Origin of the sequence: Rhizobium phaseoli (assembly GCF_003985125.1) — a bacterium.
Classification (GTDB): Bacteria; Pseudomonadota; Alphaproteobacteria; order Rhizobiales; family Rhizobiaceae; genus Rhizobium; species Rhizobium phaseoli.
The window spans coordinates 189,115-203,411 of the sequence record NZ_ML133569.1; the positions used below are offsets into that span (position 1 = coordinate 189,115).

At 59.6% G+C, this 14,297-nt stretch carries 15 protein-coding genes; 6 read left to right on the top strand and 9 right to left on the bottom strand.

Going from position 1 to position 14,297, the window contains the following annotated elements:
* The first annotated feature begins 161 nt into the window (after positions 1-161).
* Entirely contained in the window at positions 162-1,445 is a 1,284-nt protein-coding gene (locus EFD56_RS10835; RefSeq protein ID WP_126905210.1) for a pilus assembly protein TadG-related protein, read from the top strand.
* Between the two features lie 24 nt (positions 1,446-1,469).
* Here the strand turns inward: EFD56_RS10835 and gor are convergent, their stop codons facing one another.
* A complete protein-coding gene (gene gor, locus EFD56_RS10840) occupies positions 1,470-2,855 on the bottom strand; it encodes a glutathione-disulfide reductase (protein WP_126905211.1) in 1,386 nt (461 codons plus the stop codon).
* A gap of 243 nt (positions 2,856-3,098) precedes the next feature.
* Between gor and EFD56_RS10845 the strand changes: the two genes are divergently transcribed.
* Positions 3,099-3,317 (top strand): hypothetical protein, encoded by a 219-nt coding sequence (locus EFD56_RS10845; protein WP_004676116.1) that lies wholly within the window; start codon positions 3,099-3,101, stop codon positions 3,315-3,317.
* Positions 3,318-3,350: 33 nt separating this feature from the next.
* On the opposite strand, the gene EFD56_RS10850 is transcribed toward EFD56_RS10845, so the two are convergent.
* From EFD56_RS10850 to rpiA, 3 genes are all read right to left on the bottom strand, one after another.
* Positions 3,351-3,632 (bottom strand): acylphosphatase, encoded by a 282-nt coding sequence (locus EFD56_RS10850; RefSeq protein WP_126905212.1) that lies wholly within the window; start codon positions 3,630-3,632, stop codon positions 3,351-3,353.
* Positions 3,633-3,721: 89 nt separating this feature from the next.
* On the bottom strand, positions 3,722-4,279 hold the full coding sequence (locus EFD56_RS10855) for a DUF2059 domain-containing protein (protein WP_004676114.1): 558 nt from the start codon (positions 4,277-4,279) through the stop codon (positions 3,722-3,724).
* 15 nt (positions 4,280-4,294) lie between these two features.
* Positions 4,295-4,993, bottom strand: coding sequence for a ribose-5-phosphate isomerase RpiA (gene rpiA / locus EFD56_RS10860; RefSeq protein WP_126905213.1), 699 nt, complete (start codon positions 4,991-4,993; stop codon positions 4,295-4,297).
* Here rpiA and EFD56_RS32585 point away from each other — a divergent pair.
* Together EFD56_RS32585 and EFD56_RS10865 are read left to right on the top strand one after the other, a co-directional pair.
* A complete protein-coding gene (locus EFD56_RS32585; RefSeq protein WP_016733239.1) occupies positions 4,992-5,144 on the top strand; it encodes a hypothetical protein in 153 nt (50 codons plus the stop codon). The two genes, rpiA and EFD56_RS32585, sit on opposite strands and share 2 nt — an antisense overlap.
* 82 nt (positions 5,145-5,226) lie before the next feature.
* A complete protein-coding gene (locus EFD56_RS10865; protein ID WP_126905214.1) occupies positions 5,227-5,937 on the top strand; it encodes an HAD family hydrolase in 711 nt (236 codons plus the stop codon).
* 177 nt (positions 5,938-6,114) lie between these two features.
* On the opposite strand, the gene EFD56_RS10870 is transcribed toward EFD56_RS10865, so the two are convergent.
* Together EFD56_RS10870 and EFD56_RS10875 are read right to left on the bottom strand one after the other, a co-directional pair.
* Positions 6,115-8,025 (bottom strand): L,D-transpeptidase family protein, encoded by a 1,911-nt coding sequence (locus EFD56_RS10870; protein ID WP_126905215.1) that lies wholly within the window; start codon positions 8,023-8,025, stop codon positions 6,115-6,117.
* 92 nt (positions 8,026-8,117) lie between these two features.
* The gene (locus tag EFD56_RS10875) at positions 8,118-8,447 is read right to left on the bottom strand and encodes a hypothetical protein (protein WP_126905216.1); all 330 of its coding nucleotides are present in this window, start codon (positions 8,445-8,447) and stop codon (positions 8,118-8,120) included.
* Between EFD56_RS10875 and fumC the strand changes: the two genes are divergently transcribed.
* Positions 8,446-9,837 (top strand): class II fumarate hydratase, encoded by a 1,392-nt coding sequence (gene fumC / locus EFD56_RS10880; protein WP_126905217.1) that lies wholly within the window; start codon positions 8,446-8,448, stop codon positions 9,835-9,837. The two genes, EFD56_RS10875 and fumC, sit on opposite strands and share 2 nt — an antisense overlap.
* 141 nt (positions 9,838-9,978) lie before the next feature.
* Here fumC and EFD56_RS10885 read toward each other — a convergent pair whose 3' ends face one another.
* Positions 9,979-11,019, bottom strand: coding sequence for an acyltransferase family protein (locus EFD56_RS10885; RefSeq protein ID WP_064818351.1), 1,041 nt, complete (start codon positions 11,017-11,019; stop codon positions 9,979-9,981).
* 243 nt (positions 11,020-11,262) lie between these two features.
* Positions 11,263-12,090: a VCBS domain-containing protein gene (locus EFD56_RS10890; RefSeq protein WP_126905333.1), complete on the bottom strand. Its 828-nt coding sequence runs from the start codon at positions 12,088-12,090 to the stop codon at positions 11,263-11,265.
* A 252-nt stretch (positions 12,091-12,342) separates the two neighbouring features.
* On the opposite strand from EFD56_RS10890, the gene EFD56_RS10895 reads away from it, so the two are divergent.
* A complete protein-coding gene (locus EFD56_RS10895) occupies positions 12,343-13,950 on the top strand; it encodes a fumarate hydratase (RefSeq protein WP_037117565.1) in 1,608 nt (535 codons plus the stop codon).
* A gap of 33 nt (positions 13,951-13,983) precedes the next feature.
* On the opposite strand, the gene EFD56_RS10900 is transcribed toward EFD56_RS10895, so the two are convergent.
* A complete protein-coding gene (locus EFD56_RS10900; RefSeq protein WP_037117567.1) occupies positions 13,984-14,163 on the bottom strand; it encodes a hypothetical protein in 180 nt (59 codons plus the stop codon).
* Positions 14,164-14,297 lie beyond the last annotated feature (134 nt).

Sequence of the window (14,297 nt, forward strand, 5' to 3'; positions counted from 1 at the left end):
GACCTTTAGATCCGGCTTGCAAAGATCAATTGCCCAAAGCGTCCCGTCTGGCCGCCGCAGTCGGCCATTGCCCGGTTAAACCGGCATATACCATGTCGATTTCCCCATATTTTAGACTTTGAATGTAGAAGCGGAAAGAGTTTCAACATCGGGGACATGGCATGGCGATCCTTCCGCCCGGTTTCATATCGGACCGCTCGGGCAATTTCGGCATCATGACGGCATTGCTCATGGTACCGCTTGTCGGGACGGCAGGCATGGCGGTGGATTTCGCCCATGCGCTGAGCCTGAGAACCCAGCTTTATGCCGCAGCCGACGCCGCCGCCGTCGGTTCGATCGCCGAAAAATCCGGCGCGGTCGCAGCAGCGATGGCGATGAACGGCAACGGCACGATCTCGCTCGGCAAGACCGATGCGCGCGACATCTTCATGTCCCAAGTGTCGGGGGAACTGGCCGAGGTTCATGTCGATCTCGGCATCGACGTCACCAAGACCGCCAACAAGTTGAATTCGCAGGTTTCCTTCACCGCCACCGTGCCGACGACCTTCATGCGAATTTTTGGCCGGGACTCGATTACGATCTCCGGCACGGCGACTGCCGAATACCAGACCGCCGCCTTCATGGATTTCTATATCCTGCTCGACAATACGCCCTCCATGGGCGTCGGCGCGACCCCGAGCGACGTTTCAAAGCTGGAGGCCAAGGTAGGCTGCGCCTTTGCCTGCCACCAGATGGACAAGAGCACCAACAACTACACCATCGCCAAAAGCCTCGGTGTCGCCATGCGCATCGACGTGGTGCGCCAGGCGACCCAGGCGCTGACCGATACGGCCAAGGCCGAGCGCGTCAGCAGCGACCAGTTCCGTATGGGCGTCTACACTTTCGGCACCAAGGCCGAGGATGCCAAGCTGACGACGATCTCCGGCCTGACCTCCGACCTGACGAAGGTGAAGAACTATACGGACGCGGTCGATCTGATGACCATTCCCTATCAGAACTACAACAGCGACCAGATCACCAACTTCGACAGCGCCATGACGCAGATGAACACGGTCATCGACCCGGCCGGTGACGGCACGTCGAACACCAGCGCCGAAAAGATTCTGTTCTTCGTATCCGATGGCGTCGGCGACAGCTACAAGCCGTCCACATGCACCAAGAAGACAACCGGGGGCCGCTGTCAGGAGCCGATCGACACCTCGTTCTGCAAGCCCTTGAAGGATCGCGGCGTCAAGATCGCCGTGCTCTATACCACCTATCTGCCGTTGCCGAGCAATAGCTGGTACAATACCTGGATCAAGCCCTTCCAGAGCGAGATCCCGACGAAAATGCAGGCATGCGCCTCGCCCGGATTCTATTTCGAGGTGTCGCCGACCGACGGTATCACCGATGCGATGAAGGCGCTTTTCCTCAAGGTCATCCGCGCGCCACGCATTACCAGCTAAAGAGCTGAACCGGACCTAACTGTTCTAGACACGCTTGCCGTCGCGAATGCGGTAGCTCGGCGCATACATGGTGACCAGCTCCTCGGCTGCCGTCGGGTGCAGCGCCATCGTCCGGTCGAAGTCATCCTTGGTGCAGCCGGCCTTCAGCGTGATGCCAAGCAGCTGCGCCATTTCCCCGGCATCATGGCCGAGGATATGGGCACCGACCACCCTACTGCTCGCCGCATCGACGATCAGCTTCATGATCATGCGCTCGGCCCGGCCGGAAAGCGTGGCCTTCAGCGGCCGGAACTGAGCGCGATAAACCTCGAGTTCGCCGTAGCGCTTGCCGGCCTCCTCTTCCGAGAGACCGACGGTGCCGATCTCCGGCTGTGAGAAGACGGCAGTCGGGATCAACTCGTAGTCCGGCCGCGTCGGATTGTTCTTGTACTCGGTTTCGATGAAGCACATTGCCTCGTGAATCGCCACCGGCGTCAGCTGTACCCGGTTGGTGACATCGCCGAGGGCGTAGATATTTTCGACATTGGTACGGGAATAGTCGTCAACGATGATGGCGCCGCGCTCGTCGACAGCGACGCCGGCCGCCTCCAGACCAAGGCCCTCGGTGTTGGGATCGCGCCCGAGCGCCAGCAGAACCACGCCAGCCCGCAGCGTGCCATTATTCATCGTCTCGAGAATCAGCCCGTCCTCACCTTCGGAGACCTTTTGCAGCGTGTCGTGGCAGAGAATGCGTATACCCTTGGCGACCATCGCCTCGTGCAGCCCGCGCCGCAGATCCTCGTCGAAACGCGACAGGATTTCGGCGCCGCGATAGATCAGCGTCGTCTCGACGCCGAGTCCATGGAAAATATTGGCGAACTCGACGGCGATATAGCCGCCGCCGGCGATTACGATTGATTTCGGCAGCTCCTCAAGATGGAAGGCCTCGTTGGAGGAAATGCAGAACTCGTGACCGGGAAGGGCCGCATGCGGGTTCGGCCTTCCGCCGGTGGCGATGACGACCGTTTTTGCGGTCACCGTCTGCCCTGTTTTCGCAAGCCGGACGGTATGAGCATCGACCAGCTCGGCGCGCGATTCCAGGATCTCGGCATTGGCGCCGGCGAGCCCCTTCTTGTAGAGCCCTTCCAGCCGCGCAATCTCGGCATCCTTGGCCGCCACCAGCTTCTTCCAGTCGAAGCTGCTTTCGCCGACCGTCCAGCCGAAGCCTTCCGCATCCTCGAAATGCTCGTGAAACTGCGAGGCATAGACGAAGAGCTTCTTCGGTACGCAGCCGCGGATGACGCATGTGCCGCCATAGCGATACTCCTCGGCGATCGCCACCCTCTTGCCGAGCGAGGCAGCCACGCGAGCGGCGCGCACGCCCCCGGAACCGCCGCCGATGACGAAGAGGTCGTAGTCGTAGGAAGACATGAGGAACTCCGGAAGGGAATCGCAGGAAAGGACGTTCCTGATATAGGGGCGATCCTCATGAAAACAAAAGCCCCGCCCTGCCTCTTCCTAACCCCATTGCCGAATCTTCATCGGAACCGCTCACCGGGTATGTTGAGCTCGATCACCGTTCGACGGTTGACCCGGTCACCGATTTGCGGTTGACCCGGCCAGCGGAGGCTGGCAGGGCAATGCTTGAGACGCAAAAGGATGCCGGAGCAAAAGATGGATCAAACTCTGTTCGCCAAGTTGTGCAAGGCCGGCAAATTCAAGGAGGCGCTCAATCTCGCCATCGAGGGTCACGAAGACGAGAAATTCACGCCGAGCCGCTTTGCGATGGACAAGAAAACCGGAATGCCGATTTTCTACCGCGGCAACAAGCGCGTCGAGCCGGATGAGACCGGCGCATGGCAATTGGCCAAAAGCTCGAAGGATTGGGACTGAGCGTCACACCACCTTGGCGGATTGCCGCTGTCATCAGGTGATGCGGAAATCCGTCGGCATCTTCTCAAGCCGGACCGTTTCCGTCTCCACGCCAGCAATCGATGCCCCTGCAGGCCCGCGCCTCAAACGCTCGATCATCGCTGAGATCACATGGTCCGGCCCGGCAACCAAGGCGGCGACGGAACCGTCCGCCTCGTTGCGCACCCAGCCAGTCAGCCCGAGCCGCAACGCCTCATCGCGCGTCCACATGCGAAAACCCACACCTTGGACCCTGCCTGTTATTCGTACTCGCACGGCCTCATAACGATCGGACATGTCTGCCTCACCAACCTTTGCCAGGCTCTGATGCATCATAACAAAAAAGCCCGGACGATGCCGGGCTTTCGCAAATTCTGTGGCAGTCGTTACTGCTGGGCGGCCGGTGCCGGAGCGACCGGACTGTCGGTTGCCGGCGGCGGTGCCTTGATAACCTTGGAAAGCTCGGCATTGCTCTGCTTTTCCAGGTCGCGCGAAATGCCCTGCGCCCAAATGTCGGCAGCCTTGGCCGTTTCGCGGGAGGCGACCGGGCCGTCGCGCAGCAGCTTCTTGCCGACGTCGGAATTATAGAAATCGGCAATCGCCTTCAGCTCGTCGATCGTAAAGGCCTTGGCGTAGGTAAGTGCCGCCTCCTTTTCCAGATCACCACGGCGTGGCGCCAGCTTCAGCGCCTGCGCGTCGACCGTCGAGGAAATGATGTCCTGGTAATTCGGCGAATCCTGAATCAGGCCGGCCTTCAGGCGCTCGGCGAGACCGGGCAGGATGTTGTCGAACTGGGCCGTGGCGCCGATGGCGTCGATCGCGGCACGAGATGCCTTCAGCTGTTCCTCGGAGACTTCCTGCGCCTTGACGGCGGAGCCGAAGGCAAGCCCGGAAAGAACGATGGTCGCAGCGGCAAAACGGCCAAGACCTGCAATGTTCATCATGAGTGTATGCTCCTGTTATCTGTTTGCCTGCAGCGTGCGCGCACCTGCAGGACCGGCAATGATCGCAAGTGCCGCCATATTGATAAAGAGCCCGTGTTCGACGACGCCGGGTATGGAATTCAGCTCGCTCGAAAGCGCCTCTGCATCAGGAATGCGGCCAAAAGATGCATCGATGATGTGATGGCCGCCATCCGTGGTAAACTCTCCGTCACCCGACTGGCGCAGGCTGAGTTCGCCGGAAAGGCCGAGCCGGGCCGCGACTTTCTCGATCGCGATCCGCGTCGAAACCAGACCGAACGGGTTGACCTCGATCGGCAGCGCGTAGGCGCCAAGCGTATCGACCAGCTTGCTCTCGTCGGCGATGACAATCATCCGTTCAGAAGCGGCCGCAACGATCTTTTCGCGCAGCAGCGCGCCGCCCCCGCCCTTGATCAATCTGAGCGCCGGATCGACCTCGTCGGCGCCGTCGACCGTCAGATCGAGCGCCGGCAGCTCGTCGAGCGACTTCAGCGGAACACCGAGTTCGACGCAGAGCCGTGCGGTCCGTTCGGATGTCGGAACGCCTTCGACTCTGAAGCCGCCCGCAACCTTCTCCGCCAGCAGCCGGACGAATTCTTCCGCCGTGCTGCCTGTCCCGATCCCGAGGCGCATCCCTTCTTCGACATGGGCGAGTGCGGCCTCGGCGGCCTTGATCTTCATTTCGCGGGCATCCATGCGCCGCCAGCTCCGATTTATTGCGTTGGATGTGCTGTTTACACGGCTCGCCTGGCAAACGAAAGTCAAAATCATCACGGAAAATGAAAAGCCGAAACAAATGCCTGCGGCCGCCCCGGCCGGCATCCTAACGTTGCTTTCCGCCGCGTGATCGCCTACCTCAGGAACGACCATCGTCCCCTGACGTGCCCCGTCGCTTCCTGGGACGACCCATCGCTCAAAGAGGCAAGCCCTTGACCCCTGCCCCCATTCGCCCAGCGCTGATCGTCTTCGATCTCGACGGTACCCTTCTCGATACCCATGCAGACCTGGTCGAAAGCCTGAACCATACGATCGCAGACCTTGGCCTCGAACCGGTCAGCTATGACGACCTCACCCACCTCGTCGGCCAGGGCGCGCGCGTGATGATCGAGCGTGCCTGCCGGCTGCGCGGCCATCCGCTCGAAAGCGCCGCCGTCCCGCGGCTGCTCGAACGCTTCGTCGCGCATTATGCCGGTAATATGCCAGGCCACACCGAACCCTATCCCGGCCTGGTCGCCGCGATGGACCGGCTGAAAGCGGCCGGCTACCGCCTTGCCGTCTGCACCAACAAGATGGAAAGCCTGGCGTTCGGTCTGCTCGACAAGCTGGACCTTGTCGGCTACTTCGACGCCATCACCGGTGGCGATACTTTCGAATACCGCAAACCTGACGCCCGCCATCTCACCGGCACTATCGATCGCGCCGGCGGCGACATCGCCCGCACCGTGATGATCGGCGACAGCATCAACGACATCGCCGTGGCGAAGAACGCTGCCGTGCCGTCGATCGCCGTTCCCTTCGGTTACTCGGACGTGCCGGTTTCAAGCCTCGATCCGGATGTGATCATCATGCACTACGATGAACTCACGCCGGCGTTGGTGGAGCGGTTGTTGCGGGAGTATGCGGAGAAGGTCGCGGTCTGAGGCTGTCACCCTCCTCCTCATCCCCCATTCCCTTGCCGGCGTGCCCGTGGCAACCCCGGCACGGCATTCCCTCTCCTCCGTCATTCCTTCGAGCTTAAACCCAGGCGAACAACGACGTCGGTAAAACAAAACGGGCGACCCGAAGACCGCCCGTTTCATAATCCAGCAAAACCTGTATCAGATCTGCGCGCCGCGCGCCTTGGTCGTGGCGTCGAAGGCCTTTTCGACATAGGCATCGCGGCCGTAGACGTCGTCAAAATATTCCACGACGCCGTCCTTGTTCGGCCAGGCGGTGAAGTAGGACACGTAAACCGGGATCTTCTGCGGCACCTTCACCGCATGATTCTGTCCGGAAGCGATCTGCTTGGCGACGTCGTCGACCGTCGTGCCGAGCACGGCGGCTGCCATCGCGCGCGGATTGGAAAGACGCACGCAGCCGTGGCTCAGAGCCCGCATGTCACGCTTGAAGAAGCTCTTCGACGGCGTGTCGTGCATATAGATCGCATGGCTGTTCGGGAACAGGATCTTGAGTTCACCGAGGGCATTGTCGCTGCTCGGCGGCTGGCGCACCGAAACATTGTCGGTCGAGCCGTACCAGTCGACACTGGACGAGGCAACGGCGTGGCCGTTCACTTCGACCTCATAGCCGAGCTGGTCGAGATAGTTCGGATCCGAGCGCAGCTTGGGCAGCATCTCGTTGATAATGATCGACTGCGGCACGCCCCAGAACGGGTTGAACTCGACCGTCTCGATCTCGTCGTCGAAGAAATAGGTCTGATTGTTCTTGCCGCCGACGACGACACGCATCGACAGCTGTTCCTTGCCGTCATTGTGATAGTAGGCCATGTAGGCCGGCTGATTGATCATGACGTAGCGCGAACCGAGATCTTCCGGCAGCCAGCGCGCCTGCTCCATGGCGACTTCAAGTTTGTCGATCTTCGAGGCATTGGTGTCACCGCCGGTCATGGCGCGCACCGTCGCCTGACCGATGACGCCGTCGGCCTTCAACCCGCGCTCCTTCTGGAAATCCTCGACCAGCGCGACGATATCAGGCGAATAGTCGCTGCCGCCGTCGTAGGCTGCAAAGGTCGCGGCGTGATCGGTCCTCAGCGTCTCGGAACCGTGCTTCTGGACGGCCTTGACGATATTGGCGACCTCGGGCGAGCTCTCACCGGGCTTCAGCAGGCCGCTGAGCGAAACGACGATCTGCTCCTCATTGCCGCCATCGGCGGCGTGAAGCTTGGCAAGCTCCGCCTTCAGCGCCTCGAACTGCGGACTGTCTGGCGAGCGGCTGGCGATATAGGCACCGGCATCGGGGCTCATGCGGGCAAGCTTGAGGACCGGAGCCAGATTGACCACCTTGCGCTGGAAGTCGTGATAGCCGGAAATCTTGTTCGGATCGATGCGGCCGCGAACCGTATCCTGCACGAAGGCGAGGACCTTGGCCGAAAGCTCGAGCTCGAACTGCGTCAGCGCCCGGTCGCGGGCGGCGGGATCGGGATTGGCCGGGTCGATCACCGGCGCCTGGACTGCGTAATCAGCGGAATCGAGACCGACGACAGCCGCATCAGCAAGCGCTGCCATCGCCGACTTGGCACGATCGTTGATCTGGCTGCCCTCGACCCAGACGAGCGGATTGCTGCTGTTGCTGTAATAGGCTTCGAGTGCCTTGGCGACATCGGCATTGGCGCGCACCTTGGCCTGCGCCAGGAAGCGGCGCTGTACCGCCGGTTCGGCGCCGGTATCGCCATTGGCAGAAACATCGGCGACCGCGCCGGTGACGATAGGATCGGCGAATTTGCTCGTATCGACGAACTGCAGCGTTTCGGTTTTATAGGTGTAGTACCGCGGACCGCTCACCTTCGGCAGCGCCGCTTCCGGATCAAGCCCGCCGAGCGAACCGCCATCGGCGCCACGCGGCACCGGCCGGCCGGGCGCCTGGTCCATGAAGATGGTGCTCTGGGTACGCTGCCTGTCGCCGCGCAGCATATCCATCAGCGTATAGGCATGCGCGGGAGCGGCACTCATCACTGCTACGCCGCAGGAAATTGCCATTGCGGATACCGCGCTTTTAAAAACGAACGTCATATATCTTCCAGTCCCGGTGTCATGCTGTTTTATCACGAGCACAAAGCTCAAGCTCAAATCCCGCGAAACTCAAGCAGCGTCCGGCTTCTTGATCAGAAACCGGCCTGCGCCGCCAGCGCCGGCGGACTCAATTTCATGTGAGGAGAATCCTGCACGGCGCCGCGCAGCAGTTCACACAAAATTATGAAATTATTAGTTAATTTTTTACCGAATTTTCGCCGACAGACCAGTCCGGCAAAAACGTGGAGGCGTATAAAATTTCCAAAGTGGCTGAAAAGGCACGCCTTTGGTGAGGCATAAACATGACTGAAATATTCAATATTTCCGGCAAGGTCCGGTTTTCTTGCCCTGGTTTCCGACCTATAAGACCACATCTTTCGAATATGCCAGAAAACAGCATGTAAAGGGAAGGCAAGAGACATGACCGCAACCCGCACCGAAACCGATACTTTTGGTCCCATCGATGTCGCCGCCGACCGATATTGGGGCGCCCAGGCCGAACGTTCACTCGGCAATTTCAGGATCGGCTGGGAAAAGCAGCCGCTCTCGATCGTGCGTGCGCTCGGCATTGTAAAGCAGGCGGCCGCTCGTGCCAACATGTCGCTCGGCCAGCTCGACCCCGCCCTCGGCAAGGCCATCGTCGATGCCGCCCAGGAGGTGATTGACGGCAAGCTTGACGACCATTTCCCGCTGGTCGTCTGGCAGACCGGTTCCGGCACGCAGTCGAACATGAACGCCAACGAAGTGATCTCCAATCGTGCCATAGAAATGCTTGGTGGCGTCATGGGTTCCAAGAAGCCGGTGCACCCGAACGATCACGTTAATATGAGCCAGTCATCCAACGACACCTATCCGACGGCCATGCATATTGCCTGCGCCGAGCGGATCGCCCATCATCTGCTGCCGGCCCTCAAGCACTTGCATGCCGCCCTCGACATGAAGGTCACCGAATTCAGCCACATCATCAAGATCGGCCGCACCCACACCCAGGATGCGACGCCGCTGACCCTCGGCCAGGAATTTTCCGGCTATGCCGCCCAGCTCGGCTCCGCCATCAGACGTATCGAGATGACCCTGCCCGGCCTCTGCGAACTCGCCCAGGGCGGCACGGCGGTTGGCACCGGCCTCAACGCGCCGGTGGGCTTTGCCGAGAAGGTGGCCGAAGAGATCGCCGCCATCACCGGCATGCCCTTCGTGACCGCACCGAACAAGTTCGAAGCGCTCGCCTCGCATGACAGCATGGTCTTTTCCCACGGCGCCATCAACGCGGCGGCCGCAGCCCTCTTCAAGATCGCCAACGATATCCGCCTGCTCGGCTCCGGCCCGCGCGCCGGTCTCGGCGAACTGGCGCTGCCGGAAAACGAGCCCGGCTCGTCGATCATGCCCGGCAAGGTCAACCCGACGCAATGCGAAGCGCTGACGCAGGTCTGCATCCACATCTTCGGCAATCACGCCGCCCTGACTTTCGCCGACAGCCAGGGCCATTTCGAGCTCAACGTCTATAATCCGATGATGGCCTATAATTTCCTGCAGTCGGTACAGCTGCTTGCCGACGCCGCCGTCTCCTTCACCGACAACTGCGTCGTCGGCATCGAGGCGCGCGAAGACAATATTAGGGCCGGCCTCGAACGCTCGCTGATGCTGGTCACTGCCCTCGCCCCGAAGATTGGCTACGACGCCGCCGCCAAGATCGCCAAGACGGCCCACAAGAACGGCACGACACTCAAGGAAGAGGCGCTGGCAAGCGGCCTCGTATCAGCTGAGGATTATGACGCGATCGTTCGCCCGGAAACGATGATCGGCCCGAAATAGGCTGGCGTTTGCCATCCCGCCCCGAACAGTGTCGGGTTGAGCCACGGGTTCGACCCGCCCCTCCATCCTGCAAATGGAGAAACCGACGCCGGCCCGGCTTAAAGGTCTGAAAGCTGAAATAAGCTCCGGCGCGGCCGCAGCCTATTCAGCAGGCATGTATGAAGCGGCCCTTCTGTCTCTCTCCAACCGTTTGAGAAACTGGGCAATCTTCTTCTCGACGCAGAAATAAAAGACGAGTCCAACGGAAACGCAGAATATCGTCGTGACCACGAGCAATGGAATTCGAAGGGCAAGCGGCGCAGTCCAGCGTTCGACCCCGGCAATATAAATGGCGAGTTTTGCGACACCGATCGCAATCATATGAGTCAGGTAGAGCGAGTAGGACGAATCCCCCAATATCTTCAACCATGTCAATTTCGGAAAAAGGCTTGCACGTTCGGCGACCAGGGCACCCAGAACGATAAGGACCGACGGAACGCCCCATACGAGAACCCGAATGAAACCGTTTGGCTTATCAAGGAAGGAGGAAGCGGCGATGGACACGAGTCCCAGCACCATCAATGCCACCGACAGCTTGGTCGAAGTGACGTCCGCTCTCGACATGACGAACGCGATGACAATGCCGGCCAGAAACTCCAGCAACAACGGCGATGCGTAAACGATAGAATATGGGGTCACTGGCGCGAACAGGCCGATTGCCACGCAAAGCATAAGAAAACCCGTTATCGCCAGAAGACGCTCCGTTCTGCCTTTCAAGAACAGGACAAGGCAAAACGCGGTGTAAAAGAACATCTCATAATTCAGCGTCCAACCCGGAACGAGAACCGGCTGAACGACACCGGTGCCGTCTACATAAGGGACAAACAGCAGTGACCGGATGATATCAGCGGCGCCAAAGACGGCATTATCGTAATTTTTGGGCGAGACGGTAGCCGCAACCACAAATAGCAGTGTGCAGATCCAATAGATGGGCAGAACCCGCTGAATGCGGTTTCGGATGAACTGCAAAGGCGCGGTCGGTTTCGCGTCCGAAATAGTCCACATGATGAAGCCGCTGATTATGAAAAACAGGTCTACACCAGCTGCCAGCGGAACAAAATTCCAACCAAAAATGAACGCAACATGAAAGATAGTGACCGCGATCGCCGCAACAGCACGGAGGTATTGTACAGAATAAACCATGAGCTCCTCGCTTTGTGCGTCGCAACATGACACGAGAGAGTTGTGGATTCAATCAAAGTTTCGAAAACTTAAATAGCGCGCTATCAACCAGATGCACCTTATCGCCCCGGCGATGGCCGTGCACGCCACGCTGTTGCGACAGCACTTCCCGCGCTGCCGCGATGCCCAGACGTCGGGCTGGCTCATGCAAAAAAGAGACAGAACGGGGCATAACAAAACGCAGCAAGAGCGACTGACCAGCCCTCATACCAGCAGCGAAAAATTGTCCATCACGACCGAATTGCCCATGAAATCGAAACGGATTTCTTCGATATCTTCCAGATTCACCTCGAGACTGGGACCGGTGACCTCAAGCTCCTGCTGATAGACAATCTGGCCGTCGTTCAGGCCAGTGAGCGTCAGGTGAAAGGGCGATGCGGACAATTCGGCGATCGAGGCGCTCTGAAAGGTGAACTCCCCGCCGTCGAGCATTTTCAGGGTTACGGGCGCAGAACCCGGGGACAGGACAGTATCGCTGAAACCATCCTCGGTAATGGCGTCGACACCAGGAATGGTATCATAGACGATGCCGTTCAGAAGCGTCACGTCGTGGCTGCCGTTCACGGAGAGCGCAAAGCCCCGGTAATTGGGAAGCGGGAAATCATCCGCCCTCGTCAAAACGCCCATATCATCGAAATCCAGAACTTCGTGGTATTTTTCACCTTCGTTGACGCCGTCGATCGCAAGGGTCAGCACGCCGAGGTCCGTGCCCCCCGAGCCGTCCGACATCTTGTAGCTCAGCTTTTCGATGAGCTGATCGTACTTGCCTAAATTCTTCACCACGTCCAGCGTCTGGTCCAGCTCATATGTGAAGTGGCCATCAAGCTTCACCTTGAAGGTTCCGTACTTGCCTTCAATGATCGTTTCATTGTCGGGCCCATGCTTGGCATCGACACGGATGCCATTGACGAAGCGAACATACATGTCCGCTCCTTCGGGATCGCTGGCCAGGCGCAGAAGATCACCCCTAATCCAGTCATGTTCGAAAAAAACGAGAAGGTCGTCGACAGCAGTTGGCTTTGCATTCGTCATTAGAAGCCCCGGCAGGTTAACGCTGCCGGGAATATGAACCGGGCTGAAGCTGAAGGCAACCTGAAGTCGTTGTTTTACGACAAATGCGATTTCACCTTGTCTTAACTCGCTTAATGCGTGTGACATGCTGATTGCAAAATCCGGCACGACGTGCCGCAACGCCAAACTCCGCCGCATGCAGATTGCTTTTGCCCGACGGGGGATTTAGATCGGTTCCAATTTAGCGACGCGCCCACCAGAAAGGTCACTTCGATGGCTGACGATCTCTTTCCCCTTGGCAAGGATGCCACTCCCTATCGCAAGATCAGCAGCGATCATGTGTCGGTCGATACGTTCAAGGGTCAGGAGATCCTGACCGTCGAGCCGGAAGGCATCCGCCTGCTCGCCGAAACCGCCTTTGCAGACATCAACCACCTGCTGCGCCCCGGCCATCTGAAGCAGCTCGCCTCAATCCTCGACGATCCCGAGGCAACCGACAATGACCGCTTCGTCGCCTACGATCTCCTGAAGAATGCCAATATCGCCGCCGGCGGCGTGCTGCCCATGTGCCAGGATACCGGCACGGCGATCATCATGGGCAAGAAGGGCCGCAGGGTCTGGACCGAAGGCGGGGATGCCGCCGCCCTCGCCCGCGGCGTCATGGATGCCTATGAGAAGAAGAACCTGCGTTATTCGCAGCTCGCGCCGGTGAAAATGTTCGAGGAGAAGAACACCAGGAACAACCTGCCGGCCCAGATCGATATCTATGAGGAAGGCACCGACGCCTACGAATTCCTCTTCGTCGCCAAGGGCGGCGGCTCGGCCAACAAGACCTTTCTCTACCAGGGCACCCCCTCGCTTTTGACCCATGACCGAATGATCGACTTCCTTAAGGAGAAGATCCTGACGTTGGGGACGGCAGCCTGTCCACCCTACCATCTGGCGATCGTCATTGGCGGCACCTCGGCCGAGATGAACCTGAAAACGGTCAAGCTTGCCTCGACCCGTTATCTCGACGAACTGCCGACCGAAGGTTCGGAAAGCGGCCACGCCTTCCGCGACATCGAGATGGAAAAAGAAATCCACAAGCTGACGCAGCAGATGGGTGTCGGCGCCCAGTTCGGCGGCAAGTATTTCTGTCATGACGTGCGTGTCATCCGCCTGCCCCGCCACGGCGCCTCGCTGCCGATCGGCCTCGGCGTCTCCTGTTCCGCCGACCGGCAGGCCAAGGGTAAGATCACCCGCGACGGCATCTTCATCGAACAGCTGGAGACAGATCCGTCGAAATACATGCCCGAAATCGATGAGGCGAAGCTATCGGAATCGACAGTGCATATCGACCTCAACCGGCCGATGGCCGAGGTGCTTGCCGAGCTGTCACAGCATCCGGTCAAGACGCGCCTGTCCTTGACCGGGACGATCATCGTCGCCCGCGACCTGGCGCATGCCAAGATCCGCGAGCGGCTGGAAAAGGGCGAAGGCATGCCCGACTATCTGAAGAACCACCCGGTATATTACGCCGGCCCGGCCAAGACGCCGGCCGGCTACGCCTCCGGCTCCTTCGGCCCGACGACGGCCGGCCGCATGGACAGTTACGTCGACCAATTCCAGTCCTTCGGCGGCTCGATGGTGATGCTCGCCAAGGGCAACCGCTCGCGCGCAGTCCGCGAGGCATGCAAGAAACATGGCGGTTTCTACCTCGGCTCGATCGGCGGCCCCGCAGCCCGCCTCGCGCAGGACTGCATCCGCAAGGTCGAAGTATTCGAATATCCCGAACTCGGCATGGAAGCGGTCTGGAAGATCGAGGTCGAAGACTTCCCCGCCTTCATCGTCATCGACAACAAGGGTAATGATTTCTTCCAGGAACTGAACCTGGGGTGATTGCGGCAGGCTCGATGGCCGCGGGCGGACTTTCTACCGCATTGTTTCGCCCGCAATATCCGCAGCATTCACCACATCGCCGTCATCCACCCGGGCCAGGATTTCCGTGCGGAAAGCTCCGGTGAGGAAGCCTGTATTTTCCAGCAGCAGGGTGCCAGCGGCAATGACGGTGACGGCGATGATGGCGAAGGACGTGTGACGAGACCTTTTCATTACGCCTGAACTCGCAGACTGCGACCGGCCCGGCCGTCAGGAAGTATCCTTGCAAAATGCTCGTTCTGAAATAGCCGGCACCCAAAACCAACTGTCGACAAGATGAATATGAACCCCAAAGCAAGAAGAACTGT